At 70.2% G+C, this 24,797-nt stretch carries 20 protein-coding genes; 13 read left to right on the forward strand and 7 right to left on the reverse strand.

The window, feature by feature from the left end:
- Window positions 1-7: 7 nt before the first annotated feature.
- On the reverse strand, window positions 8-1,156 hold the full coding sequence (locus AU195_RS01550) for an FAD-dependent monooxygenase (RefSeq protein ID WP_059157264.1): 1,149 nt from the start codon (window positions 1,154-1,156) through the stop codon (window positions 8-10).
- Window positions 1,157-1,199: 43 nt separating this feature from the next.
- Here AU195_RS01550 and AU195_RS01555 point away from each other — a divergent pair, with 43 nt between their 5' ends.
- The 11 genes from AU195_RS01555 (at window position 1,200) to proB (ending at window position 16,125) form a co-directional block, all read left to right on the forward strand.
- On the forward strand, window positions 1,200-3,203 hold the full coding sequence (locus AU195_RS01555; protein ID WP_059157265.1) for an alpha/beta hydrolase family protein: 2,004 nt from the start codon (window positions 1,200-1,202) through the stop codon (window positions 3,201-3,203).
- Between the two features lie 10 nt (window positions 3,204-3,213).
- On the forward strand, window positions 3,214-4,473 hold the full coding sequence (locus AU195_RS01560; RefSeq protein ID WP_059157266.1) for a saccharopine dehydrogenase family protein: 1,260 nt from the start codon (window positions 3,214-3,216) through the stop codon (window positions 4,471-4,473).
- Between the two features lie 53 nt (window positions 4,474-4,526).
- Window positions 4,527-7,187 (forward strand): valine--tRNA ligase, encoded by a 2,661-nt coding sequence (locus tag AU195_RS01565; protein WP_059157267.1) that lies wholly within the window; start codon window positions 4,527-4,529, stop codon window positions 7,185-7,187.
- Window positions 7,184-8,593: a bifunctional tetrahydrofolate synthase/dihydrofolate synthase gene (folC, locus tag AU195_RS01570; protein ID WP_059157268.1), complete on the forward strand. Its 1,410-nt coding sequence runs from the start codon at window positions 7,184-7,186 to the stop codon at window positions 8,591-8,593. Before AU195_RS01565 ends, folC begins: the two co-directional genes overlap by 4 nt.
- 53 nt (window positions 8,594-8,646) lie before the next feature.
- Entirely contained in the window at window positions 8,647-8,985 is a 339-nt protein-coding gene (locus AU195_RS01575; protein ID WP_082702924.1) for a DUF4233 domain-containing protein, read from the forward strand.
- Between the two features lie 31 nt (window positions 8,986-9,016).
- A complete protein-coding gene (gene ndk, locus AU195_RS01580) occupies window positions 9,017-9,427 on the forward strand; it encodes a nucleoside-diphosphate kinase (RefSeq protein ID WP_059157270.1) in 411 nt (136 codons plus the stop codon).
- A gap of 295 nt (window positions 9,428-9,722) precedes the next feature.
- Window positions 9,723-12,698 (forward strand): ribonuclease E, encoded by a 2,976-nt coding sequence (gene rne / locus AU195_RS01585; protein WP_059157271.1) that lies wholly within the window; start codon window positions 9,723-9,725, stop codon window positions 12,696-12,698.
- A gap of 162 nt (window positions 12,699-12,860) precedes the next feature.
- Complete coding sequence (rplU, locus tag AU195_RS01590; protein WP_059157272.1) at window positions 12,861-13,172, forward strand: 50S ribosomal protein L21; 312 nt, start codon at window positions 12,861-12,863, stop codon at window positions 13,170-13,172.
- A gap of 14 nt (window positions 13,173-13,186) precedes the next feature.
- Entirely contained in the window at window positions 13,187-13,453 is a 267-nt protein-coding gene (rpmA, locus tag AU195_RS01595) for a 50S ribosomal protein L27 (protein WP_059092183.1), read from the forward strand.
- Window positions 13,454-13,537: 84 nt separating this feature from the next.
- On the forward strand, window positions 13,538-14,995 hold the full coding sequence (gene obgE, locus AU195_RS01600) for a GTPase ObgE (RefSeq protein WP_059157273.1): 1,458 nt from the start codon (window positions 13,538-13,540) through the stop codon (window positions 14,993-14,995).
- Window positions 14,992-16,125 carry a glutamate 5-kinase gene (proB, locus tag AU195_RS01605; protein ID WP_059157274.1) on the forward strand — a complete coding sequence of 378 codons (1,134 nt, stop codon included), beginning with the start codon at window positions 14,992-14,994 and terminating at the stop codon, window positions 16,123-16,125. Before obgE ends, proB begins: the two co-directional genes overlap by 4 nt.
- Here proB and AU195_RS01610 read toward each other — a convergent pair.
- Genes AU195_RS01610 through AU195_RS01620 form a run of 3 tightly spaced genes read right to left on the reverse strand, consistent with a single transcriptional unit; the run spans window position 16,069 to window position 18,165 of the window.
- Window positions 16,069-16,731, reverse strand: coding sequence for a hypothetical protein (locus AU195_RS01610; RefSeq protein WP_286149084.1), 663 nt, complete (start codon window positions 16,729-16,731; stop codon window positions 16,069-16,071). The genes proB and AU195_RS01610 overlap by 57 nt on opposite strands.
- 18 nt (window positions 16,732-16,749) lie before the next feature.
- Window positions 16,750-17,586 (reverse strand): NAD-dependent protein deacetylase, encoded by an 837-nt coding sequence (locus AU195_RS01615; protein WP_059157276.1) that lies wholly within the window; start codon window positions 17,584-17,586, stop codon window positions 16,750-16,752.
- Window positions 17,587-17,625: 39 nt separating this feature from the next.
- Complete coding sequence (locus tag AU195_RS01620; RefSeq protein ID WP_059157277.1) at window positions 17,626-18,165, reverse strand: cysteine hydrolase family protein; 540 nt, start codon at window positions 18,163-18,165, stop codon at window positions 17,626-17,628.
- A gap of 43 nt (window positions 18,166-18,208) precedes the next feature.
- Here AU195_RS01620 and AU195_RS01625 point away from each other — a divergent pair, with 43 nt between their 5' ends.
- Window positions 18,209-20,251 carry an NAD(+) synthase gene (locus AU195_RS01625; protein ID WP_059157374.1) on the forward strand — a complete coding sequence of 681 codons (2,043 nt, stop codon included), beginning with the start codon at window positions 18,209-18,211 and terminating at the stop codon, window positions 20,249-20,251.
- Between the two features lie 9 nt (window positions 20,252-20,260).
- Here the strand turns inward: AU195_RS01625 and AU195_RS01630 are convergent, their stop codons facing one another.
- From AU195_RS01630 to AU195_RS01640, 3 genes are all read right to left on the reverse strand, one after another.
- Window positions 20,261-21,652: a WS/DGAT/MGAT family O-acyltransferase gene (locus AU195_RS01630; RefSeq protein WP_059157278.1), complete on the reverse strand. Its 1,392-nt coding sequence runs from the start codon at window positions 21,650-21,652 to the stop codon at window positions 20,261-20,263.
- Window positions 21,653-21,730: 78 nt separating this feature from the next.
- Window positions 21,731-22,579, reverse strand: a complete 849-nt coding sequence (locus AU195_RS01635) for an enoyl-CoA hydratase/isomerase family protein (protein ID WP_059157279.1) — start codon at window positions 22,577-22,579, stop codon at window positions 21,731-21,733.
- A gap of 24 nt (window positions 22,580-22,603) precedes the next feature.
- Window positions 22,604-23,461: a ribokinase gene (locus tag AU195_RS01640; protein ID WP_059157280.1), complete on the reverse strand. Its 858-nt coding sequence runs from the start codon at window positions 23,459-23,461 to the stop codon at window positions 22,604-22,606.
- A gap of 82 nt (window positions 23,462-23,543) precedes the next feature.
- On the opposite strand from AU195_RS01640, the gene AU195_RS01645 reads away from it, so the two are divergent.
- On the forward strand, window positions 23,544-24,791 hold the full coding sequence (locus AU195_RS01645; protein ID WP_059157281.1) for a glutamate-5-semialdehyde dehydrogenase: 1,248 nt from the start codon (window positions 23,544-23,546) through the stop codon (window positions 24,789-24,791).
- The last annotated feature ends 6 nt before the right edge of the window (window positions 24,792-24,797 follow it).

Below are 24,797 nucleotides of genomic sequence, written 5' to 3' on the forward strand. Positions count from 1 at the left end.
CGTCGCGTCATCCCGGGAGGGTGAAGGCCGAGCGCGCCGCGATCGACGCGAGATGCCGGCCCACCGCAACCTCGGGAATTGCCACCGTCGCCCTGCTCGCCAGCGCGCTCAGGATGGCGGGGCGGAGATTGACGACCCGTCCGATGAGTTTCGACTCCCGCACGAGCGCCCGCACCCTGGCTCGCCGGAAGTGTGCGAAACGACCGAAGGCGGTCACCACGTCGCTCTCGATCGCCACGAACCGCGCCAGCACGGCCGCATCCTCGAGGCCCTGACAGCCACCCTGCCCCAGATGCGGCCGCATCGGATGAGCCGCGTCGCCGACCAGCGTCACCGGCCCTCGCGACCAGATCCGCGCCTGGTCACGGTCGTAGAGGTCGTTGCGCAGCACCTCGTCCGCGGCCGTGGCCGCCAGCAGGGACGGGATCGGCTCGGCCCAGCCGCGGTACTTCCGCCGCAGATGGTCGAGCTCACCCTGCGGTGTCGAGCCGCCCTCGGCGGTGCGTTCGGTGGCGAACCAGTAGGTGTGGTCGGGCCCCAGCGGGACGTGACCGACCTCGGTGCCCGCCCCGAGTGTCTGCCCGGCCAGCTCCGGGTCGAGACGATGGTTCGCGATACCCCGCCATGCGGTGTACCCGGCGTAGCGGTGCCGCAGCGATCCGTTGAGGTGACGGGCCACCATCGAGCCGACGCCGTCGGCGCCGATCACCGCAGCCGCCTCGCGCACCGAACCGTCCGACAGCGTCACGCGAACCCCGCCGGGCGTCGTGTCGATCCCGCGGGCGGCGACCCCGCCCTGCACGGTGCCGGGCGCCAGCGCGTCGGCGAGGATCCCGGTCAGGTCGGCGCGCCGGGTCACCACCAGCGGTTCACCCAGCGAGCGCACCATCCGGTCGGCCGAGGGCCGGCGCAACCACGCACCGTCCTGCCAGCGCAGCGCCCCTGCGGTCACCCGGCCGCCGGAGGCGCGCACCGCGTCCCCGAGGCCGAATGCGTCGAGAGCGGCCAGCGCGTTGGGCCAGACGCTGATGCCGGCCCCGGCGGAGGTGTCCTCCTTCTCCTCGACGACCGTCACCGGCTGACCGATCCGCTGCAACGCCACGGCGGTGGCCAGACCGGCGATACCCGCGCCGACGACGAGGATGGGCTGCGACATGGGTCGAACCTAACCCGCACGGGTGTGCTACCTACTTGAAGTCATGCCCGACACTGCGCCCTCCCCGTTCGCCGATCTCGACGCCTACCTCGCACTGCCGCGGGTGTCCGGGCTCGCGGTGTCTCCCGACGGGTCGCGGGTGGTGACGACGATCAGCGAACTCGACGACGAGCGCACCGCGTTCGTCACCGCGATCTGGGAGCTCGACCCCGAAGGGCTCCGGCCCGCCCGCCGCCTCACCCGCGGCGCCAAAGGGGAGCGGGCACCCGTGTTCACCCCCGGCGGTGATCTGCTGTTCCTCGCCTCGCGTCCCACCAAGGACGCAGGCAAGGACGGGGACCCGCCGCCCACGGCGCTGTGGCGGCTGCCCGCGCAGAGTGGAGAAGCGGTCGAGGAACTCGCCCCGCCAGGCGGCGTGTCAGGCGTGCACTGCGCCCGTGCCGCGGGGGTCACGGTGGTGAGCGCACCGCTGATGGCCTCGGCCGCCGACCTCGACGACGACAAGAGGCTGCGTGGGATGCGCAAAGACAACAAGGTCTCCGCCATCCTGCACAGCGGTTACCCGGTGCGCTCCTGGGATCACGACCTCGGACCCGATCAACCGCATCTGCTCGACGCCGCCGACGGCCGCGATCTCACCCCCAGGCCCGGTGGCGGTCTGCGCGACGCCGGCGTCGACCTCAGCGACGACGGCAGTTTTCTCGTCACCTCCTGGCAGAACCCGTCCGCCGGGGCGGCGCTGCGCGACTCGCTGGTGCGCGTCGAGGTCGGCAGCGGGGAGCGCAGCACTCTCGCCGACGATCCCGGGGCGGACCTGGGCCATCCCGCGATCTCCCCGGACGGCAGCGCGGTGGCGTTCACCCGCGAGACGATCTCCACCCCACTGCTGGCGCCACGGATAACCCTGTGCTGCATGCGGTTCGGAGAACAGATGCGGGAACTGACCGCCGACTGGGACCGCTGGCCGACGTCGGTCACCTGGAGCCGCGACGGTGCGACGCTGGTCGTCACCGCCGACGACAACGGGCGCGGACCGATCTACCTGGTCGACCCGGACACCGGCGCGGTGACGGCGCTGACCGACGACGACCACACCTACACCGACGTCATCACCGCCCCCGGCGGTGTCGTCTACGCGATCCGCCACAGCTACGCCACCCCGCCACACCCGGTGCGCATCGGACCCGACGGCACGGTCACCGTCCTGCCCACCGTCGACGCCCCGACGCTTCCGGGCACGCTGACCGAGCTCACCGCCACCGCGCCCGACGGCGCCGCGGTGCGGTCGTGGCTCGCCCTGCCCGACGGCGCCGACGGCAACCACCCGGCGCCGCTGCTGCTCTGGGTTCACGGGGGGCCGCTCGCCAGCTGGAACGCCTGGCACTGGCGGTGGAATCCGTGGCTGATGGTGGCACAGGGTTACGCCGTGCTGCTGCCCGACCCGGCGCTGTCCACCGGCTACGGCCAGGACTTCATCCAGCGCGGCTGGGGTGCGTGGGGCGAGGCGCCCTACACGGACCTGATGGCCGCCACCGACGCGGCGGTCGCCGACCCGCGCATCGACGGCACCCGCGCCGCGGTGATGGGCGGGTCGTTCGGCGGATACATGGCGAACTGGATCGCCGGGCACACCGACCGGTTCGACGCGATCGTCACCCACGCCAGCCTGTGGGCGCTCGATCAGTTCGGCGCCACCACCGACGGCGCCTACTGGTGGGCGCGCGAGATGACACCTGATATGGCACAACGCAATTCACCGCACCTGTTCGTGGAGGACATCGCCACGCCGATGCTGGTGATCCACGGCGACAAGGACTACCGGGTGCCGATCGGCGAGGCGCTGCGGCTCTGGTACGAGTTGCTCACCAAGTCACGCCTGCCCGCCGACGACTCGGGTGCCGCACCGCACCGGTTCCTCTACTTCCCGTCGGAGAACCACTGGGTGCTGGCGCCCCAGCACGCCAAGCTCTGGTACGAGGTCGTATTCGCGTTCCTGGCCCGGCACGTGCTCGGGCGGGACGTCGAGCTGCCCGAACTGCTCGGGTAGCGTCGCAGCCATGAGTCCCGCAGAGCAGCGTGAATTCGACATCGTCGTCTACGGAGCAACCGGGTTCGTCGGGAAACTGACCGCCGAATACCTGGCCGAGCACGGTGCCGGCGCCCGGATCGCGCTGGCCGGCCGCTCGCAGGACAAACTGCTCACGGTGCGCGAGTCGCTGGGGCCGAAGGCCGCCGACTGGGAACTGATCACCGCCGACGCCGCGCAGCCCTCGACACTCGACGCGCTCGCCGCCCGCACCCGCGTGGTCATCACCACCGTGGGGCCCTACACCAAGTACGGGCTGCCCTTGGTCGCCGCCTGCGCCGCCGCCGGCACCGACTACGCCGATCTGACCGGCGAGACGATGTTCGTCCGCGACAGCATCGACCACCACCACAAGCAGGCCGTGGACACCGGCGCCCGCATCGTGCACGCCTGCGGATTCGATTCCATCCCTTCGGATCTCACGGTCTACGCGTTGCACCGTAAGGTGGCCGAGGACGGGGAGGGCGAGCTCGGCGACACCAGCATGGTGGTGCGTTCCTTCGCGGGCGGGGCGTCCGGCGGCACGCTGGCCTCGATTCTCGAAGTCCTCAACACCGCCTCCACGGACCCCGAAGCGCGGCGCCAGATGACCGACCCCTACACCCTGTCGCCGGACCGCGGCGCCGAACCGGAACTCGGCGCCCAGCCCGACATGCGCTGGCGGCGCGGCGCCGAGATCGCGCCGGAACTGTCCGGGTACTGGACGGCGGCGTTCGCCATGGCCGGCCCGAACACCCGCATCGTCAGGCGCAGCAACGCGCTGCTGGGCTACGCGTACGGGCGCAGGCTCGAATACTCCGAGGTGATGAGCACCGGACGGACACCGATCGCACCCGCCATCGCCGCGCTGTCCACCGCGGGCAGCGCCGCGGTCATGGGCCTCGGGTCGCGCTACTTCCACCGGGTGCCGCGCAAGCTCATCGACCGCGTCCTGCCCGCGCCCGGCACCGGCCCCAGCGAGCAGACCCGCGAGAACGGGCACTACACCGTCGAGACCTACACCACGACCACCACGGGCGCGCGTTATGTGGCACGCATGTCGCAGCGGGGTGACCCCGGTTACAAGGCCACCTCGGTGCTGCTCGGGGAGTGCGGTCTGGCGCTGGCCCTCGACCGCGACAAGCTGTCCGACCTGCGCGGTGTGCTCACCCCCGCGGCGGCGATGGGCGACGCACTGCTCGCGCGGTTCCCCGCGGCCGGTGTGTCGCTGGAGACCTCGCGGCTGGCCTGAGCACGGTCGGGACCCGGGCGGTAGGCGGTGTCGTCGCTCCCTAGAATTGACGGGTGACCGCCACCCCTGACGCCCACGCCGAAACCCTGCCCAAATCGTGGGAGCCGGGGGCGGTGGAGGCCGACATCTACCAGGGGTGGGTGGACGCCGGGTACTTCACCGCCGATCCGGCGAGTGACAAGCCGGCGTACTCGATCGTGCTGCCGCCGCCGAACGTGACCGGCAGCCTGCACATGGGCCACGCGCTCGACCACACGCTGATGGACGCGCTGACCCGGCGCAAGCGGATGCAGGGTTTCGAGGTGCTGTGGCTGCCCGGTATGGACCACGCCGGCATCGCCACCCAGACGCTGGTGGAGAAGCAACTCGCGGTCGACGGCAAGACCAAAGAGGACTTCGGCCGCGAGTTGTTCATCGACAAGGTGTGGGACTGGAAGCGGGAGTCCGGCGGCACCATCGGTGCTCAGATGCGCAGGCTCGGCGACGGCGTCGACTGGAGCCGGGACCGGTTCACCATGGACGACGGCCTGTCCCGCGCGGTGCGGACCATCTTCAAGAAGCTCTACGACGCCGGGCTGATCTACCAGGCCGAGCGCCTGGTCAACTGGTCGCCCGTGCTGGAGACCGCGATCAGCGACCTCGAGGTCAAATACGAAGACGTCGAGGGTGAGCTGGTGTCGTTCCGCTACGGCTCGATGGACGACGACGAACCGCACATCATCGTCGCCACCACGCGGGTGGAGACCATGCTCGGCGACACCGCGATCGCCGTGCACCCCGACGACGAGCGCTACCGCCACCTGGTCGGCACCACGCTGCCGCACCCGTTCCTCGACACCCGGCTCGCCATCGTCGCCGACGCCCACGTCGATCCCGAATTCGGCACGGGCGCGGTCAAAGTGACCCCCGCCCACGACCCCAACGACTTCGAGATCGGGCTGCGGCATTCGCTGCCGATGCCCTCGATCATGGACACCAAGGGCCGGATCGCCGGCACCGGCACGCAATTCGACGGGATGGACCGGTTCGAGGCGCGGGTCAAGGTGCGCGAGGCGCTGGCCGACCAGGGCCGCATCGTCGCCGAGAAGCGGCCCTACCTGCACAGCGTCGGGCACTCCGAACGCAGCGGCGAGCCGATCGAGCCGCGGCTGTCACTGCAGTGGTGGGTCAAGGTCGAGGCGCTGGCGAAGGCCGCAGGCGATGCTGTGCGCAACGGGCACACCGTGATTCACCCGCCCAGCCTGGAACCCCGCTGGTTCGCCTGGGTGGACCACATGCACGACTGGTGCATCTCCCGGCAGTTGTGGTGGGGCCACCGCATCCCGATCTGGCACGGGCCCGACAGAGAGACCGTCTGCGTCGGACCGGACGAGACCCCGCCGGAGGGCTGGGAACAGGACCCCGATGTCCTCGACACCTGGTTCTCGTCGGCGCTGTGGCCGTTCTCGACCATGGGATGGCCCGACCGCACACCGGAACTGGAGAAGTTCTATCCGACCACGGTGCTGGTCACCGGGTACGACATCCTGTTCTTCTGGGTGGCGCGGATGATGATGTTCGGCACTTTCGTCTCCGACGACCCCGCGATCACTCTCGACGGGCAGCGCACGGCGAATGTGCCGTTCGAGAACGTCTTCCTGCACGGCCTGATCCGCGACGAACACGGCCGCAAGATGAGCAAGTCCCGCGGCAACGGCATCGACCCACTCGACTGGGTGGAGGCCTTCGGCGCCGATGCGCTGCGCTTCACGCTCGCCCGCGGCGCCAGTCCCGGCGGGGACCTGGCGATCGGCGAGGACCACGCGCGCGCCTCGCGCAACTTCGCCACGAAGCTGTTCAACGCCACGCGATTCGCGTTGATGAACGGCGCCGCCCCGGCGCCGCTGCCCGACATCGCGGCGCTCACCGACGCCGACCGGTGGATCCTCGGCCGGCTCGAGGAGGTCCGCGCGGAGGTCGACACCGCCTTCGACGCCTACGAGTTCAGCCGGGCCTGCGAATCGCTGTACCACTTCGCTTGGGACGAGTTCTGCGACTGGTACGTCGAGCTCGCGAAAGTACAACTGAACGAGGGTGTTTCGCACACCACCGCGGTGCTTGCGGCCGTGCTGGACACGCTGCTCAAGCTGCTGCACCCGGTGATGCCGTTCGTCACCGAGGTGCTGTGGAAGACGCTGACCGGTGGCGAGTCGCTGGTGATCGCGGACTGGCCGGAGCCGTCCGGCTTCGCACTGGATTCCGCTGCGGCGCAAGGGATCTCGGACACCCAGAAGTTGATCACCGAGGTGCGCCGGTTCCGCAGCGATCAGGGGCTGGCCGACCGGCAGCGGGTGCCGGCCCGGTTGTCCGACATCGGGCCTGCCGGTCTGGACGACCACGTGCCCGCCGTGCGCGCCCTCGCCTGGCTGACCGATGCCGGTGAGGGCTTCACCGCGTCGGCGTCGGTCGAGGTGCGGCTGTCCGCAGGGACCGTCGTGGTGGAGGTGGACACCTCCGGCACCGTCGACGTCGCCGCCGAACGCCGCCGGCTCGAGAAGGACCTCGCGGCCGCGGAGAAGGAACTCAAGGGGACGACCGCGAAACTGGGCAACGACGCGTTCCTCGCCAAGGCGCCCGCGGAGGTGGTCGACAAGATCCGCGCCCGCCGGCAGGTGGCGCGCGAGGAGGTCGAGCGGATCAACGCCCGCCTGGCCGGACTGCCGTCTCAGCAATGACACGTCCCGAGCCGACGCCCGACGAGATCGCCGCGTTGCTGCAGGTCGAGCACCTGCTCGACACCCGCTGGCCGGAGACCAGGATCGAGCCGAGCACCGCGCGGATCAGCGCACTGCTCGAGATGCTCGGCTCGCCTCAGCGCGGCTATCCGTCGATCCACATCGCCGGCACCAACGGCAAGACGTCGGTGGCCCGGATGATCGACGCGCTCCTCACCGCGCTCAGCCGGCGGACCGGCCGCACCACCAGCCCGCACCTGCAGTCAGCGGTCGAGCGCATCGCCATCGACGGTGAACCGATCTCGCCGGCCCGCTACGTCGAGGTCTACCGCGAGATCGAACCGTTCGTCCAGATGGTCGATGAGCAGTCCGAGGCGGCGGGCGGCCCGCGGCTGAGCAAGTTCGAAGTGCTCACGGCGATGGCCTTCGCCGCGTTCGCCGACGCACCCGTCGACGTCGCGGTGGTGGAGGTCGGCATGGGCGGCCGGTGGGACGCCACCAACGTCGTCAACGCTCCGGTCGCGGTGATCACCCCGATCGGCATCGACCACGCCGACTACCTCGGGGACACGGTCGCCGAGATCGCGGGGGAGAAGGCCGGCATCATCACCCGCCAACCCGACGACCTGGTGCCGACCGACACGGTCGCGGTGATCGGGCGGCAGGCGCCCGAGGCGATGGAGGTGCTGCTGGCCGAGGCGGTCCGCGCGGACGCCGCGGTCGCGCGCGAGGACTCCGAATTCGCCGTGCTGTCCCGCCAGGTCGCCGTCGGCGGCCAGGTCCTCGAACTGCAAGGGCTCGGCGGTGTGTACCCGGAGATCTTCCTGCCGCTGCACGGTGAACACCAGGCCCACAACGCGGTACTCGCCCTCGCGGCGGTCGAGGCGTTCTTCGGCGCGGGGGCGGAGCGCCAACTCGACCTCGACGCGGTCCGGGCCGGTTTCGCGGCCGCCGCCAGTCCCGGCCGGCTGGAGCGGCTGCGCAGTGCGCCGACCGTGTTCGTCGACGCCGCGCACAATCCAGCAGGGGCCGCCGCGCTGGCCGATGCGCTGCAGACCGAATTCGACTTCCGCTTCCTGGTCGCGGTGGTGTCGGTGATGGGGGACAAGGACGTCGACGGGATCCTCGCGGCGCTGGAACCGGCGTTCGACCAGATCGTCGTCACCCACAACGGTTCGCCGCGTGCACTCGACGTCGAGACGCTGGCGGTGCGCGCCGAGGAGCGCTTCGGACCCGAACGCGTGATCCGGGCCGCCACACTGCCGGACGCCATCGAGACCGCGACCGCGGTGGTCGAGGACTCCGGCGGCGACGGCGAAGGACTCTCCGGCGCCGGGATGGTCATCACCGGGTCGGTGGTCACCGCCGGGGCCGCGCGCACCCTGTTCGGGAGGGATCCACAGTGAGCGAGCAGCCCGCGTCGCAGGCGCCAGACCCATGGCGGAGCTTCCGCGGCGTGATGGCGGGCACCCTCATCCTGGAAGCGATCGTGGTGCTGCTGGCGCTGCCGGTGGTGTCCGTCTCCCACGGCGGGCTCACCGCCACCAGCGGCGGCTTCCTCATCTGCTTCGCCGTCGTCCTGATCCTGCTGTGCGGCGTCCAGGGCCGGCCGTGGGCGCTGTGGGCGAACCTCGGGCTGCAGGTGGTGCTCATCGCGGGGTTCCTCATCCACGCGGCGATCGGCTTCATCGGGGTGGTGTTCGCCGCCGTCTGGGGTTTGATCGTGTATCTGCGCGCCGAGGTCAGACGGCGTGAGAAGCGCGGGTTGCTGCCTGGTCAGCAGAGCACCGAGGACTGACCGGGCCCTGCGCTGCAGTACTCTGTGCGCCGTGACTGAGCGGACCCTGGTGTTGATCAAGCCCGACGGCGTGCAACGGCACCTGGTCGGGGAAATCCTCGGCCGGATCGAGCGCAAAGGCCTCACGCTGGCGGCTCTCGAGCTGAAGACGGTCAGCGACGACCTGGCCCGGCGGCACTACGCCGAGCACGAAGGCAAGCCGTTCTTCGATTCGCTGCTCGAATTCATCACCTCCGGACCCGTCGTCGCCGCGATCGTCGAGGGTCCCCGCGCAATCGCCGCGTTCCGTCAGATCGCCGGCGGCACCGATCCCGTGGAGAAGGCCACGCCCGGCACCATCCGCGGCGACCTGGCGTTGATCACCCAGGACAACCTGGTGCACGGCTCCGATTCGCCGGAGTCCGCGGCCCGCGAGATCGAGCTCTGGTTCCCCGGCCTCTGACGCTGTTCGCGGCGCCTGGTCTTGAGGCGCCGTGTCGTGTGGGATACTGGTCGCGGGTAGCCGGACTTCAACCGGAGTTCGTCGCCCGAATGAAGACTTCGACGTGCGCGACCACCGTGAACGCGGTGCGGCGCCGACCGTCCAGCCGTCATTCAGCCAGGCACTGAGTGGGTTCTGACCTGGGGCCGCTCGGAGCGAGACCACAACAAGCCCGGGGAAGTCCTACCGGGCACAACAGCGGAAGCCCTCGCGTGGCCGCGTCGAAACGACGCGCCCGGGGGCTTGAGGAGAATACGTGGCCGACAGTGAAAATACTCAAGCCCAAGACTCACCGGACTCGTCAGAAGAGGCGTCGCCTCGAGAGAGACTTCCCGAACGCCTGAGGGTCCATTCACTGGCCCGGGTGCTGGGCACCACCAGCAGGCGGGTGCTCGACGCGCTGGCCGAACTCGACGGCCGCGCCCGCAGCGCGCACTCGACCGTCGACAAGACCGAGGCCGAGAAGGTCCGCGAAGTGCTCGCCGGCGGCGACGGGGACACCCCAGCCGAGGCTCCGGCGCCCGCGGAGACCGTCGCGGCGCCCGAGGCGGTCGCCGAGGTCGCTGATGTTCCCGAGGCTCCCGACACACCCGATGTCACCGAGGTGACCGTCGAGACGGTGGAGGCCATCGAGGTCACGATCGACCTACCCGCCGCCGACGGCGAGGACGGCCCCGAACCCGACCAGGAGCCCGAGTCGCGGCTGATCCTCGAGACGGCCCGGGTCGAGCGGGCGGACTACCTTCCGCTGTTCGTCGCGCCCCAGCCGGTGCGGTTCGAACCCGCCGATGACGACGAGGACGACGACGAGGACGACGACACCGCCGCGTCGGCCGACAGCGAGGACGACGACGAGGACGACCAGTCCGAACGGCCCGCCGCCCGGCGCCGCAGGCGTGGACGCCGCGGCCGCGGCCGGGGCCGGGGCGAACAGAGCGACGACAACGGCGATGCCGACACCGCCGAGGTCACCGAGACCAAGACCGACGGTCAGGCCGACTCCGACCAGGACACCGGGGACGACTCCGAGGACGACAGCGACGAGGACACCTCGGGCGGCGACGGCAGTTCGCGCAGACGCCGCCGCAGGCGTCGGCGCAAGTCCGGTTCCTCGGATGACTCCGACAACGGCTCACCCGACGATCCCCCGAACACCGTCGTGCACGAACGCCCGCCGCGTGAGCGGGGCGGCAAGTCCGGCGACAGCGACGACAACGAGATCCAGGGCATCAGCGGTTCGACCCGGCTGGAGGCCAAACGGCAGCGCCGCCGCGACGGCCGCGACGCCGGACGCCGTCGCCCGCCGATCCTGTCCGAGGCCGAGTTCCTGGCCCGCCGCGAGGCCGTCGAACGCGTCATGGTGGTACGCGACAAGGTCCGCACCGAACCGCCCCACGAGGGCGCGCGCTACACCCAGATCGCCGTACTCGAGGACGGCGTCGTCGTCGAACACTTCGTGACGTCGCCGGCGTCGGCGTCGCTGGTCGGCAACATTTACCTCGGCATCGTGCAGAACGTGCTGCCCTCGATGGAGGCGGCGTTCGTCGACATCGGCCGCGGCCGCAACGGCGTGCTCTACGCCGGTGAGGTGAACTGGGAGGCCGCGGGTCTCGGCGGGCAGAACCGCAAGATCGAGCAGGCCCTCAAACCGGGCGACTACGTCGTCGTGCAGGTCAGCAAGGACCCGGTCGGACACAAGGGTGCCCGCCTGACCACCCAGGTGTCGCTGGCCGGCCGCTACCTGGTGTACGTGCCGGGTGCGTCGTCGACCGGGATCAGCCGCAAGCTACCCGACACCGAGCGGCAACGGCTCAAGGAGATCCTGCGCGAGGTGGTCCCCGCCGACGCCGGCGTGATCATCCGCACCGCGTCCGAGGGCGTCAAGGAAGACGACATCCGCTCGGATGTGAACCGTCTGCAGGAGCGCTGGACGCAGATCGAGACCAAGGCCGCCGAGATCACCGCGAAGAAGGCCGGCGCCGCCGTCGCCCTCTACGAAGAGCCCGACGTGCTGGTCAAGGTGATCCGCGATCTGTTCAACGAGGACTTCTCCGGGTTGATCGTCTCGGGTGACGAGGCGTGGAACACCATCAACTCCTACGTCGAGTCCGTGGCGCCCGATCTGATGCCGCGGCTGACGAAATACGAGCCCGCCGGTGACGGCGACCGTCCCGACGTGTTCGCCGTGCACCGCATCGACGAACAGCTCGCCAAGGCCATGGACCGCAAGGTGTGGCTGCCGTCGGGCGGCACCCTCGTCATCGACCGCACCGAGGCGATGACGGTCGTCGACGTCAACACCGGCAAGTTCACCGGGTCGGGCGGCAACCTCGAGCAGACCGTCACCCGCAACAACCTCGAGGCGGCCGAGGAGATCGTGCGCCAACTGCGGCTGCGCGACATCGGCGGCATCATCGTCATCGACTTCATCGACATGGTGCTCGAATCGAACCGCGACCTGGTGTTGCGCCGGCTGACCGAGGCGCTGGCCCGTGACCGCACCCGCCACCAGGTGTCCGAGGTGACGTCGCTCGGTCTGGTCCAGCTGACGCGTAAGCGGTTGGGCACCGGGCTCATCGAAGCGTTCTCCACGCCGTGTCCGCACTGCGCGGGTCGCGGCATCGTGTTGCACGGCGATCCGATCGACAACGCGTCGAGTGCCGGGCGCAGCAAGTCCGAGCCGGGGACCGGCAGGCGCAGCAAGCGCGGCAAGAAGGGCGGCAAGCCCGAGGAGGTGCCGGTGGCCAAGGTGCCGCCGCACCCCGCCGGAGAGCACCCGATGTTCAAGGCGATGGCCGCCGCCAACGGAGGTCGCGACGGCGAGGAGTCCGACGACGACTCGACCGACGAGACCCGGCAGAACGGCATTGCCGAGGATGACACCGCGGAGAAGGTGCACGACTCGGTCGGTGAGGAACTGGCCGCCGAGGAACTCGAGGACGAGGACTTCGAGGATTCGGACGACTCCGACGACGAGTCCGACGACGCGGATGACTCGGATGACGAGGACACCGACGAGATCGACCTCGACAACGACGACGACGAAGAGGACGACGACATCGAGGTCCTCGACGACGACGAGGATTCCGATGACGAGGACTCCGACGACGAGGAGTCCGACGACGAGGAAGACTCCGACGACGAGGACGAACCCGAGGTGATCGCGGTCCCGGCGCGGCGTCCGCGGCGACGCGCCGCCGCACGTCCGGCGGGCCCGCCCAGCAGCGAGTAGGCGGTTTGACCCTTTACCTGCTGGTCACGTACCCTTGACCAGTTGCCGCCAGGCTGACTGCCGGCGGCGGCGGGATCGAATCGACGCCCGCACCCAGACCCGCGCACGCAGCCCCCGGGCAACGCGGTGCGCGCACCGGCTACGGAAGAGGACTAGGACACGATGGCGAGTTACGCAATCGTCAAGACCGGCGGCAAGCAGTACAAGGTCGCCGTTGGTGACGTGGTCAAGGTCGAGAAGCTCGACTCCGAGCCGGGTGCGTCGGTGTCGCTGCCGGTCGCGTTGGTCGTCGACGGTGCCGACGTCACCACCAAGGCCGAGGACCTGGCGAAGGTCGCGGTCACCGGTGAGGTGCTCGAGCACACCAAGGGTCCGAAGATCCGGATCCACAAGTTCAAGAACAAGACCGGCTATCACAAGCGTCAGGGCCACCGTCAGCAGCTGACGGTCCTGCGGGTCACCGGCATCAAGTAAGGGGAGGCGAAGACATGGCACACAAGAAGGGCGCGTCCAGCTCGCGCAACGGTCGTGATTCCGCCGCCCAGCGGCTCGGTGTGAAGCGCTTCGGCGGTCAGGTCGTCAAGGCCGGCGAGATCATCGTGCGCCAGCGCGGCACTCACTTCCATCCGGGCGTGAACGTCGGCCGTGGCGGCGACGACACGCTGTTCGCCACCGCACCCGGCTCCGTCGAATTCGGTAGCCGTCGCGGTCGCAAGACGGTCAACATCGTTCCGGTCGCCCGACCGGAGGTCTGATTCCGGCGCCGAGATCGACGTTTGTGCGCCGGCTTCTCGCAAGTTAGCGCCCAAATGTTCGTTTCGGCGAAGGAGTGATCAACTATGCCTCGCTTTGTCGACCGTGTCGTGATCCACGCGCGGGCCGGCAACGGCGGCAACGGCTGTGCGTCGGTGCACCGCGAGAAGTTCAAACCGCTCGGCGGTCCCGACGGCGGTAACGGTGGTCGCGGCGGCAGCATCGTGCTGGTCGTCGATCCGCAGGTGCACACGCTGCTCGACTTCCACTTCCATCCGCACGTCGTTGCCCCCTCCGGTAAGCAGGGCGCGGGCAGCAACCGCGACGGCGCGGCAGGCGCCGACCTTGAGGTCAGGGTGCCCGACGGCACCGTCGTCCTCGACGAAGAAGGCCGCGTCCTGGCCGACCTCGTCGGTGCCGGCACCCGCTTCGAAGCCGCGGCCGGCGGTCGCGGCGGCCTCGGCAACGCGGCGCTGGCCTCCCGCTCGCGCAGGGCCCCCGGGTTCGCGCTGCTGGGCGAGAAGGGGCAGGTCCGCGAGCTCACCCTCGAGTTGAAGACCGTCGCCGACGTCGGGCTGATCGGGTTCCCCTCGGCGGGCAAATCCTCACTGGTGTCGACGATCTCGGCGGCCAAACCGAAGATCGCCGACTACCCCTTCACCACCCTGGTGCCCAACCTGGGGGTGGTTTCGGCGGGTGACCACACCTTCACCGTCGCCGATGTCCCCGGCCTGATCCCCGGTGCGTCCGAGGGGCGCGGACTCGGCCTGGAGTTCCTCCGCCACATCGAACGCTGCGCGGTACTGGTGCACGTCGTCGACTGCGCGACCATGGAACCCGGCCGCGACCCCGTCTCCGACATCGAGGCGCTCGAAGCCGAACTGGCCGCCTATCGCCCGACGCTGCAGGGTGATTCGACCCTCGGCGACCTCGCCGAACGCCCGCGCGCGGTGGTGCTCAACAAGATCGACGTGCCCGACGCCCGGGACATGGCCGACTTCGTCCGGGACGAGGTGTCGCAGCGGTTCGGCTGGCCGGTGTACGAGGTGTCCACCGTGGCGCGAGAAGGTCTGCGGCCGTTGATCTTCGCGCTGTGGGACATGGTCCGCACCTACCGCGAGGCCCAACCGCCGGTGGTCCCGCGCCGCCCGATCATCCGGCCCATCCCCGTCGACGAGACCGGGTTCTCGGTGGAGCCCGACGGACAGGGCGGCTTCGTCGTGCGCGGCACCCGGCCCGAACGCTGGATCAATCAAACCGATTTCGACAACGACGAGGCGGTCGGCTACCTCGGCGACCGGTTGGCCCGCCTCGGCGTCGAGGAGGAGCTGCTGCGGCTCGGCGCGCGTCCCGGCTGTGCGGTGACGATCGGCGACATGACGTTCGACTGGGAGCCGCAGACCCCCGCCGGGGTGGACGTGCAGATGTCCGGCCGCGGGACCGACACCCGCCTCGAGCAGACCGACCGTGTCTCGGCCGCCGAGCGCAAGATCGCCCGGCGGGAGCGTCGACAGTCCACCGACGAGCCCGGCGGTGAGGGATGACCGCAGCCGCAGGCAGCACGTCGACGCATCGCGAGGCGATCCGCACCGCGCGCAGCGTCGTCGTCAAGATCGGGACCACTGCCCTGACCACGCCGGCCGGGGTGTTCGACGCCAACCGGCTGGCCACGCTGGTCGAGGCGATCGAGAAGCGGATGAAGGCCGGCTCCGACGTCGTGATCGTGTCGTCCGGCGCCATCGCCGCGGGGATCGAGCCGCTGCGGCTGTCCAAGCGGCCGACGGACCTGGCCACCAAACAGGCCGCGGCCAGCGTCGGGCAGGTCGCCCTGATCAACTCGTGGAGCACCGCCTTCGCGCGGTATGAGCGCACGGTGGGACAGGTGCTGCTCACCGCGCACGACATCTCGATGCGTGTGCAGCACACCAACGCCGCCCGCACGCTCGACCGGCTGCGGGCGCTGCACGCGGTGGCGATCGTCAACGAGAACGACACCGTCGCGACCAACGAAATCCGGTTCGGCGACAACGACCGGCTCTCGGCGCTGGTGGCGCACCTGGTCGGGGCGGACGCGCTCGTGCTGCTCTCCGACATCGACGGCCTCTACGACGGTGACCCGCGGAAGGCGGGCCCGGACAACCCGGCCCGCTTCATCCCGGAGGTGAACGGCTCCGCCGACCTCGACGGTGTGGTGGCCGGGCGCGGCAGCCACCTCGGCACCGGGGGCATGGCGTCGAAGTTGTCGTCGGCGCTGCTGGCCGCCGACGCGGGCGTCCCGGTGCTGCTGGCCGCGGCCACCGACGCCGCGACCGCGCTGTCCGATGCGTCGGTCGGCACGGTGTTCGCCCCGCGCGCGGGACGGATGTCGGCGCGGCGGTTCTGGGTGCGCTACGCCGCCGAATCCACCGGTGCGCTGACCCTGGACCACGGCGCGGTCAACGCCGTTGTCAGACAGCGGCGTTCGCTGCTGCCCGCGGGTATCACCGCGGTGTCCGGGCGGTTCTACGGCGGTGACGTCGTCGAACTGCGCGCACCGGACGCGACCATGGTCGCCCGCGGTGTCGTCGCCTACGACGCGACCGAACTCGCCACCATGCTCGGCCGTTCGACGTCGGACCTACCCGCCGACATGCGCAGGCCGGCCGTTCACGCCGACGACCTCGTCGCGGTCTGAGCGGACGAAGGCCAGCACCCCCTTCACCCGCCGGGCCCGCCGGCGCGCGCCGTCGAGGACGTCGTCGTCGGCGGGGCGGATCTCGACACCATGTGCCTCGGCGGTCGCGGTGAGGGCTTGGCGCACCGCGGGGTCGGCGAGCAACACGGTGGCCAGTAACCCCGGGGTGAGCGTCTTCTCGCGCAGCAGCCCGCGGTAGTGCACCTCGGCCGGGATCGCGACGTCGAACGCCCCGCGGAACACGCCGTCGGCGGTGGCGACGATCAGCGTCAGCGCCGCCTGCGACACGGCGCTGAGCGCGAGACCGCGGAACGGGAACCAGGGCACCGGCAATTTGTCGATCTGCTTGTCCAGGGCGCCGGACAGCAGATAGCCGGCCAGCTTGTGCGTCTCGATCGCCTTGACGTCCGACCACTGCACGTCGTCGCCGTCGAACTCCACCTCGTCACCGCTGATGGCCAGACCGCCGAAGTGGTTCAGCAGCCGCAGCAGGTCGCGCAGCGGGTCGGGGGCCGGCACCAGCCTGGCCAGGGCGTCGCCGACGCCGACCGCCCAGCGTCCGTCGATCACGCCGGGTGCGGGCCTCAGACCGAATACAGAGAGCATTCCGCCATTCAATGCCATCTAGGCCGAGGAGGCGAGGGCGGGCAGCTCATCGGCGAGCAGGGCCAGCATCGGCGAGCAGCCGTTGTCGAGTTTGACGGTCGAGAGGTCGTCACCGCGGGTGGGACCCCGGTTGATGATCGCGACCGGCATCCCGCGCGCGGCGGCGTGGCGGACGAACCGGTAGCCGGAGAAGACGGTCAGCGAGGAACCGGCGACCAGCAGTACGTCCGCGGCGTCGACCATCGCGAAGGCCTGCTCGACGCGGGCTTTGGGCACGCTCTCGCCGAAGTACACGATGTCGGGTTTGAGCATGCCGCCGCAGACCGGGCAGTCGACGATGCGAAAGCTGTCCGTGTCGCCGATGATCGCATCGGCGTCCGGCGCGACGGCGATGCCACCGACCGCTTCGGCGCGCTCGATGAAGCCGGGATTCGCCGCCTCGAGCAGTTCGGCGAGCGTCGCGCGCGACATGGTGTGTCTGCAGTCGAGGCAGATCACCCGCGCATAGGTGCCGTGCAGGTCGACGACGTGGCGGCTGCCTGCCTTGGTGTGCAGCAGGTCGACGTTCTGGGTGATCAACCCGGTGACCACCCCGGCGCGTTCCAGGGCGGCCAGCGCCCGGTGCCCCGCGTTGGGCAGCGTGGCCGCCATGTGCCGCCACCCGACGTGGTTGCGCGCCCAGTACCGCTGCCGGAACGCCGGGTCCGACGTGAACTGGCGGATGGTCATCGGATTGCTCGGCGGCGAGTCCGGCCCGCGGTAGTCGGGGATACCCGAGTCGGTCGACATCCCGGCCCCGGTCAGTGCCGCGACGCGGCGGCCGGCCAGTAGCGCGACCAGTTCGGGTGATTCCACCTCATCCAGACTACGGCGGCGCGCCGTGGGCGCCGGCGCTCAGTGCAGGCAGTCGGCCGCGGCGACGAGTTCGGCGCTCATGTTCTCCTCCATCATCCGCAGCGCCGCCTCGCCCAGTTCGGCGTCGATGTGGGCGACCGCATCGCGGGGGATCACCACCGGGAAGTGCCGCACGTAGGCGTCGAGTGCGGTGTAGAGGATGCACTGCTCGGTCACCTGACCGGTCAGCACGACGCGCTCGGGTTCGAGTTGGTTGAGCAGATACGCCAGCGACGTTGCGTAGAAGGCACTGTGGCGGACCTTGGTCATGACCCGGCAACCCTGTTGCGGCACGATCGGTTTGACGAGGTCGGGGCGCTCGCCGTCGAGCGCGGAGCGGACGATGTCGCTGAACTCGGCGCTGAAGTCGCCGTAGTTGTCGTTGACGTAGATCAAGTCGACGTCGTCGCGCGCGCGGGCATCGGCGACGAGTTTCGCCAGGGGATCGACGATTGCCTCGACGTTCGGCACCAGCTTGTCGGCATCGGGATGGTCGTAGGTGTTCATCATGTCGATGATCAGCACCGCGGTCTTGGTCATGGCGCAGGCATACCCCGAAGCGATTCCGGGCAACAATGTGGGCATGGATTTCTTCTCGGCATACCGGCACGGTTTCGTGCGCGTCGCCGCCTGCACTCACACGACCGCTCTGGCCGACCCGGCGGGCAACGCCGAGGCAGTGCTGGGATTGGCTCGCGACTGCCACGACGACGGCGTCGGTCTGGCGGTGTTTCCCGAGCTGACGCTGACCGGTTACTCGATCGAAGACATCGTGTTGCAGGACGCGCTGCTCGAAGCGGTCGAATCCGCGCTGCTCGACATCGTCGCCCGGTCGGCCGATCTGCGGCCGGTGCTGGTGGTGGGCGCACCGCTGCGTCACCGCAACCGGGTCTACAACACCGCGGTGGTCATCCACCGCGGGCAGATCCTCGGCGTCGTACCGAAGTCCTACATCCCCAATTACCGGGAGTTCTACGAGAAGCGCCAACTCGCGCCCGGTGACGACGAGCGCGGGGAGATCATGCTCGGCGGCGCCGAGGTGCCGTTCGGACCCGACCTGCTCTTCGCGGCAGGCGATCTGCCCGCCTTCGTGCTGCACGTCGAGATCTGCGAGGACATGTGGGTCCCGGTGCCGCCGAGTGCGGAGGCGGCCCTGGCCGGTGCGACGGTGCTGGCCAACCTCTCCGGTAGCCCCATCACGATCGGACGCGCCGAGGACCGCAACCTCATGGCCCGCTCGGCGTCGTCGCGGTGCCTGGCCGCCTATGTGTACGCCGCGGCGGGACAGGGGGAGTCGACCACCGACCTGTCCTGGGACGGGCAGACGATGATCTGGGAGAACGGCCTGTGTCTGGCCCAGTCCGAGCGTTTCCCGACGGGCGAGCGGCGCTCGGTGGCGGACGTCGACGTCGAACTGCTGCGCAACGAACGCGCACGGATGGGCACGTTCGACGACAACCGGCGCCACCACCTGATCGACGAGGACTCGTTCCGCCGGATCGAGTTCACGCTCGAACCGCCGGCCGGTGACATCGGGCTGCTCCGCGAGGTCGAGCGGTTCCCGTTCGTGCCCGCCGACCCCGCCCGGTTGGAACAGGACTGCTACGAGGCCTACAACATCCAGGTCGCCGGTCTCGAACAACGTTTGCGCGCACTGCATTTCCCGAAGGTCGTGCTCGGGCTGTCCGGTGGCCTCGACTCGACCCACGCGCTGATAGTCGCGGCGCGGGCGATGGACCGGGAGAACCGGCCGCGCAGCGACATCCTGGCGTTCACGCTGCCGGGATTCGCCACCGGCGAGCGGACCAAGGACAACGCGACCCGCCTCGCCGAGGCACTGGGGGTCACGTTCGAGACCATCGACATCACCGCCACCGCGGAGCTGATGCTCAAGGAGATGGATCATCCGTTCTCCCGCGGGGAGAAGGTCTATGACGTCACCTTCGAGAACGTGCAGGCCGGGCTGCGCACGGATTACCTGTTCCGGCTCGCCAATCAGCGTGGCGGCATCGTGCTCGGCACCGGTGACCTGTCCGAGCTGGCGTTGGGCTGGTCGACCTACGGGGTCGGCGACCAGATGTCGCACTACAACGTCAACGGAGGAGTGCCGAAGACCCTGATCCAGCACTTGATTCGCTGGGTGATCTCGTCGAACCAGTTCGACGACCGGGTCAACGAGGTGCTGCAGTCGGTGCTCGACACCGAGATCAGCCCCGAGTTGGTGCCCGCGGGCGAGGACGAGGAGATCCAGAGCAGCGAGGGCAAGGTGGGACCGTATGTCCTGCAGGATTTCTCGCTGTTCCATGTATTGCGGTACGGCTTCCGGCCCTCGAAGGTGGCGTTCATGGCGTGGCATGCCTGGAGCGACGCCGAGCACGGCGACTGGCCCGTCGGGTACCCCGATGACAAGCGGCCGACCTACACGCTCGGCGAGATCCGGCACTGGCTGCAGGTGTTCGCCCAGCGGTTCTACTCGTTCAGCCAGTTCAAGCGTTCGGCTCTGCCCAACGGCCCCAAGGTGTCCGCCGGCGGTTCACTGTCCCCGCGGGGTGACTGGCGCGCGCCGTCGGACATGTCGGCGCGGGTGTGGCTCGACGAGATCGAAGCCTCGATCCCGAAGGGCTGACCGCGAGACTCAGGTCACCAGCGCCAGCGTCCGCAGCGGTGTCGACCGGTGCGGCGCAGCGGCCAGGGCGGCCAGACGCCCGACCGCCTGCCCGATGCCTCGGGCCAACTCGTCGACGTCGGGCACCGCGTCGTAGTCGCCGATGATCCCGAAGGACAGCTGATCGGCATAGCTGAGAATCGCTATGCCCGTGCGTAATTGGAGTGCGATCGGCGGGATCGGCAACAACCGTCTGATGTCTCGGCCCATGATCGTCAGGCCCTCCTGCGGGCCGGGGACATTGCTCGCGAGCGCGACGACATCACGCTGCGGCAGCCTGGTCAGGTTCCGGACCGCCCACGCCGTCACCGCGAACGGGATCGCATTCGCCGCGGATACGACGGCACTGCCCGCCTGCCGCTGGCCGCTGCCCTTCACCTGCGTGAGCCTGCGGTGCACCGCCCGGAGCTGTTCGAGCGGATCGGCCTTGTCGACCGGGAGGCGGGGCAGCAGCATCGACACCCGGTTGTCCGGTTCGCCCCCGGCGTCGGCCGCCCGGACGGAGACCGGCACCAGCGTCCGGAGCGAATTGCGACCGGGTGTCTCGCCGCGCCGGATCAGCATCGCGCGGTAGCTGCTGGTGATGGCCGCCAGCGCCACGTCGTTGACCGTCACCCCGAACTCGTCGCACACGTGCCGCACATCGGACAGCGACACATCGACCGCGGCGTACCGCCGCATGGTCCCCACGGGACCGTTCAGGACCGACAAGGGTGCGGGCCTCAGCATTCCGCCGACGAGGTCAAGGGCCCCACGGGCCGCACGGATGGCCGCCGCGGTGAGACCGAACGAGGTGCGCACGGCGCTCGACATCCAGCCGACGGGATCGATGTACGACGACACACCCGGCGGCGGGGCCGGCGTCGGATCCGGGTGCGCCGCCGCGGCCGGCCCGTCGTCGCAGAGTGCGGTGAGCATGTGCGTCGCAGCGATCCCGTCGGCGAGGCAGTGGTGCACCTTCATCAGCACCGCCCACCGCCGGTGCGACAGCCCCTCGATCACCCAGCACTCCCACAGTGGCCGCGATCGGTCGAGCCGGCGCTCCATGATGTCGGCGACCAGACGGTCCAGGTCCGCGTCACCACCCGGCCGGGGCAGGGCCGCACGCCGGATGTGGTGGGCGATGTCGAAGTGCTTGTCGGGCACCCATTCCGGCGCACCGAGGTCGAGCGGGCGGGAGTGCACGAGCTGGGTCAGCCGCGGCACCGACGACAGGCGTCCGGTGAGGGTGGCCGTGAGCGAGGCGAAGTCGGGCATCGGGCCGTCGAGGACGGCGACGCCGCCGATTGCCAGGCTCACGTGCGGGTCGGCGTCCTCGGCCTCGAGGAAGCCCGCGTCCAGTGTCGTCAGGTGGTCGTCCACCCATCGAAGGTCGCACCCGGTCCCGCCGGCTCGCCAGGGCCATTGGTCCCGAGTTCAATTAGTCGAGCTACCTCGCGGTCACAGCCGGCCGTCGACCCGCAAGTCCGGGTGCACCCAGTCGGGTGAGCGGCGCTCCTTGAAGGAGCGGTAACCCTCGAGCGCCTCGGGTGACGAATAGCTGGCCTGCATCCCGATCCGGTCGAACAGCCCGAGGTAGCCGTCGATGCTGGACTTGACCACGCTTCGCGCGTGCGGCGCGGTGCGGCAGCACTGGGCGAGCACCTCGCGGGCGGCGTCGAGCAGGTCGTCGTGGGGCACGATCCGCGCCACCATGCCCCAGTCGTACGCCTCCTGCGCGGACAGGGTGCGACCGGTCAGCATGAGGTCGCGGGTGCGGACCGGGCCGATGAGGCGGGTCAGCATCTGGCTGTAGTACGTGTCGGCGATGCCGCGGAACAATTCGGGGACCCGGAAGGTGGCGCGGTCGCTGACGACCGCCATATCGCTGCACAGCGCGATCTGTAGGCCGCCGCCCTGGCACAGGCCGTTGACCGCCGACACCACCGGTTTGACCGACTGCCGCAGGGTCTCGAACGGCGTCACGTCCATGCCGAGAGCGGACCCGAACGTCAGCCAGTTGTCGGCGCCGCCGCCCCCGCCCATATCGCCGCCGGGCGCGAACACGTCGCCGGTACCCGTGATGAGCAGTCCGGCCAGATCGCGGTCCGCGTCGACGTGCCGCACCGCATACCGGATGCCGAAGTACATCGCCGGGGTCATCGCGTTACGCGCCTCGGGCCGGTCGAGGGTGCACACCCCGAACGCCCCTTCGCGCGTGAACCGCAGGTAGGGCGTGCCCAGCCAGTCACCGTCCGGCGGGCGGGGCGCGTCCGCCTCCGGTCCTTCGTGCTCGGACGTCGTCGTCATCGCTTCTCCTGTCCTCTCATCGCGTCATGCCAGCGCGTCGTCGATCGCTTCCGCGGTGGGAGCACAGTCGCCCGCGCCGGGGACCAGGGTGGCCAGCGCGCCCGCGACGCACGCACGGCGCAATGCGTCCTCGTGTCCGGAGCGCCAGTGCGCGGCGAGCACTCCGGCGAACACGTCACCGGCGCCGGTGGTGTCGACGGCCTCCACCGCCGGGGCCGGGATGTCGAACCGTTCCCCGTCGCCGAGGTAGCTGGCCCCCCGGGCACCGCGGGTGATCACCAGATGCGGTACCGGCCAATGCCATTCACCGGCTTCGGCCTGATTGACCACCACCACGTCGGCGACCTCGGACAGCCTCAGCAGTTCGTGGGGCGGGGCGCCCGCGGGTGAGGCGTTCACCATCACCACCGCTCCCGCGGCGCGCGCCACGCGGGCCGCGTCGTTCGCCGTCGCCGGCGGGATCTCGAGTTGCAGCAGCACGACGTCGGCCGCCTCGATCACCTCGCGCACCGCCGACGCGGCCACGCTCAGGTGCGCGTTCGCGCCGGGCGCGACGACGATGGCGTTCTCCGCGGCGGAGTCGACGATCACGACGGCCGAGCCGCTCGGACCCGGCACCGTCACCACGCCGTCGAGGCCCACACCGTTCTCCCGCAGGTGGGTGCGCAGCGGACCGGCCGCCGGGTCGTCCCCGAGAGCGGCGACCAGCCCGACATCGGCGCCGGCGCGGGCGGCGGCGATCGCCTGATTGCCGCCCTTGCCGCCGGGTGAGGACGTCATCGACGACGCGAGGACGGTCTGGCCGGGCCGCGGCAGCGCCGGCACCGAGAAGCGCAGATCGGCGTTCACACTGCCCACCACGCAGACACGCGCCGCCGCCATGGGCGTAACGCTAGACCAGCGGGTGACGACGCTGACCCTGACACGCGTCCAGTGCCCCCGCCACCTTCGATACGCTGGTCTGATGAGTGTGCACGCCCCCGCAGCGCTCGACCTGCGCACCGAGGTCCACGACGCCGCCCGCCGGGCCCGGGTCGCCTCGCGCACGCTGGCGACGTTGTCCACCGAGACCAAGAACCGCGCGCTGCGCGCGGCCGCCGACCGGGTGCTCATGGATGCGCACCTCATCATCGCGGGCAACGAGCGCGACCTCGAGAAGGCCAAGGCGGCAGGCACCCCGGACGCCATGCTCGACCGGCTGGCGCTGAACCCGCAGCGCATCGACGGCGTTGCCGCCGGGCTGCGCCAGGTGGCGACCCTGCCCGATCCCGTCGGCGAGGTCTTGCGCGGCAACACGCTGGTCAACGGACTGCAGCTGCGTCAGCAGCGGGTGCCGCTCGGGGTGGTCGGCATCGTCTACGAGGGCAGGCCGAACGTCACCGTCGACGCGTTCGGGCTGACGCTGAAGTCCGGTAACGCGGTGCTGCTGCGCGGCAGCTCGTCCGCGGCGCACTCCAACGCCGCGCTCGTCGACTCGCTGCGCGCCGCGCTGATCGCCGAGGGCCTCGACGCCGACGCGGTGCAACTGCTGCCCAGCCACGACCGGGCCAGCGTCACCCACCTCATCCAGGCCCGCGGCCTGGTCGACGTGGTGATCCCCCGCGGCGGGGCGGGCCTGATCGACGCCGTCGTCCGCGACGCCCAGGTCCCCACGATCGAGACCGGCGTCGGCAACTGCCACGTCTACGTGCACTCCGCCGCCGACCTCGACATGGCGGAGAAGATCCTGCTCAACGCCAAGACCCGGCGGCCCAGCGTCTGCAACGCCGCCGAATCGGTGCTCGTGGACGCCGCCATCGCCGAGCACGCGGTGCCTAAGCTGACCAAGGCGCTGCAGGACGCCGGGGTGACCGTGCACGCCGATCCGACCGACGAGGAACTGCGCGCCGAATTCCTGTCGATGGACATCGCGCTGGCCGTGGTCGACGGCGTCGACGCCGCGATCGCCCACGTCAACGAATACGGCTCGGGACACACCGAGGCCATCGTCACCGCCGATCTGGCTGCGGCGCAACGGTTCTCCGAACGGGTGGACGCGGCCGCGGTGATGGTCAACGCCTCGACGGCGTTCACCGACGGCGAGCAGTTCGGCTTCGGCGCCGAGATCGGCATCTCCACCCAGAAGCTGCACGCCCGCGGCCCGATGGGTCTGCCAGAATTGACCTCGACCAAATGGATTGTGTGGGGGAACGGCCACACGCGCCCTGCCTGAAACAGG

This window comes from Mycobacterium sp. IS-1496, assembly GCF_001499995.1.
Classification (GTDB): domain Bacteria; phylum Actinomycetota; class Actinomycetes; order Mycobacteriales; family Mycobacteriaceae; genus Mycobacterium.

What these genes read in the sequence shown, in the direction of transcription:
- AU195_RS01620 (WP_059157277.1), bottom strand. Translation starts at nt 18,165, where the DNA reads ATGACCAAGACCGCGGTGCTGATCATCGACATGATGAACACCTACGAC.
- rpmA (WP_059092183.1), top strand. Translation starts at nt 13,187, where the DNA reads ATGGCACACAAGAAGGGCGCGTCCAGCTCGCGCAACGGTCGTGATTCC.
- AU195_RS01555 (WP_059157265.1), top strand. Translation starts at nt 1,200, where the DNA reads ATGCCCGACACTGCGCCCTCCCCGTTCGCCGATCTCGACGCCTACCTC.
- obgE (WP_059157273.1), top strand. Translation starts at nt 13,538, where the DNA reads ATGCCTCGCTTTGTCGACCGTGTCGTGATCCACGCGCGGGCCGGCAAC.
- AU195_RS01610 (WP_286149084.1), bottom strand. Translation starts at nt 16,731, where the DNA reads ATGCTCTCTGTATTCGGTCTGAGGCCCGCACCCGGCGTGATCGACGGA.
- AU195_RS01550 (WP_059157264.1), bottom strand. Translation starts at nt 1,156, where the DNA reads ATGTCGCAGCCCATCCTCGTCGTCGGCGCGGGTATCGCCGGTCTGGCC.
- AU195_RS01645 (WP_059157281.1), top strand. Translation starts at nt 23,544, where the DNA reads ATGAGTGTGCACGCCCCCGCAGCGCTCGACCTGCGCACCGAGGTCCAC.
- AU195_RS01640 (WP_059157280.1), bottom strand. Translation starts at nt 23,461, where the DNA reads ATGGCGGCGGCGCGTGTCTGCGTGGTGGGCAGTGTGAACGCCGATCTG.
- AU195_RS01635 (WP_059157279.1), bottom strand. Translation starts at nt 22,579, where the DNA reads ATGACGACGACGTCCGAGCACGAAGGACCGGAGGCGGACGCGCCCCGC.
- proB (WP_059157274.1), top strand. Translation starts at nt 14,992, where the DNA reads ATGACCGCAGCCGCAGGCAGCACGTCGACGCATCGCGAGGCGATCCGC.
- rplU (WP_059157272.1), top strand. Translation starts at nt 12,861, where the DNA reads ATGGCGAGTTACGCAATCGTCAAGACCGGCGGCAAGCAGTACAAGGTC.
- AU195_RS01560 (WP_059157266.1), top strand. Translation starts at nt 3,214, where the DNA reads ATGAGTCCCGCAGAGCAGCGTGAATTCGACATCGTCGTCTACGGAGCA.
- AU195_RS01575 (WP_082702924.1), top strand. Translation starts at nt 8,647, where the DNA reads ATGGCGGGCACCCTCATCCTGGAAGCGATCGTGGTGCTGCTGGCGCTG.
- AU195_RS01625 (WP_059157374.1), top strand. Translation starts at nt 18,209, where the DNA reads ATGGATTTCTTCTCGGCATACCGGCACGGTTTCGTGCGCGTCGCCGCC.
- folC (WP_059157268.1), top strand. Translation starts at nt 7,184, where the DNA reads ATGACACGTCCCGAGCCGACGCCCGACGAGATCGCCGCGTTGCTGCAG.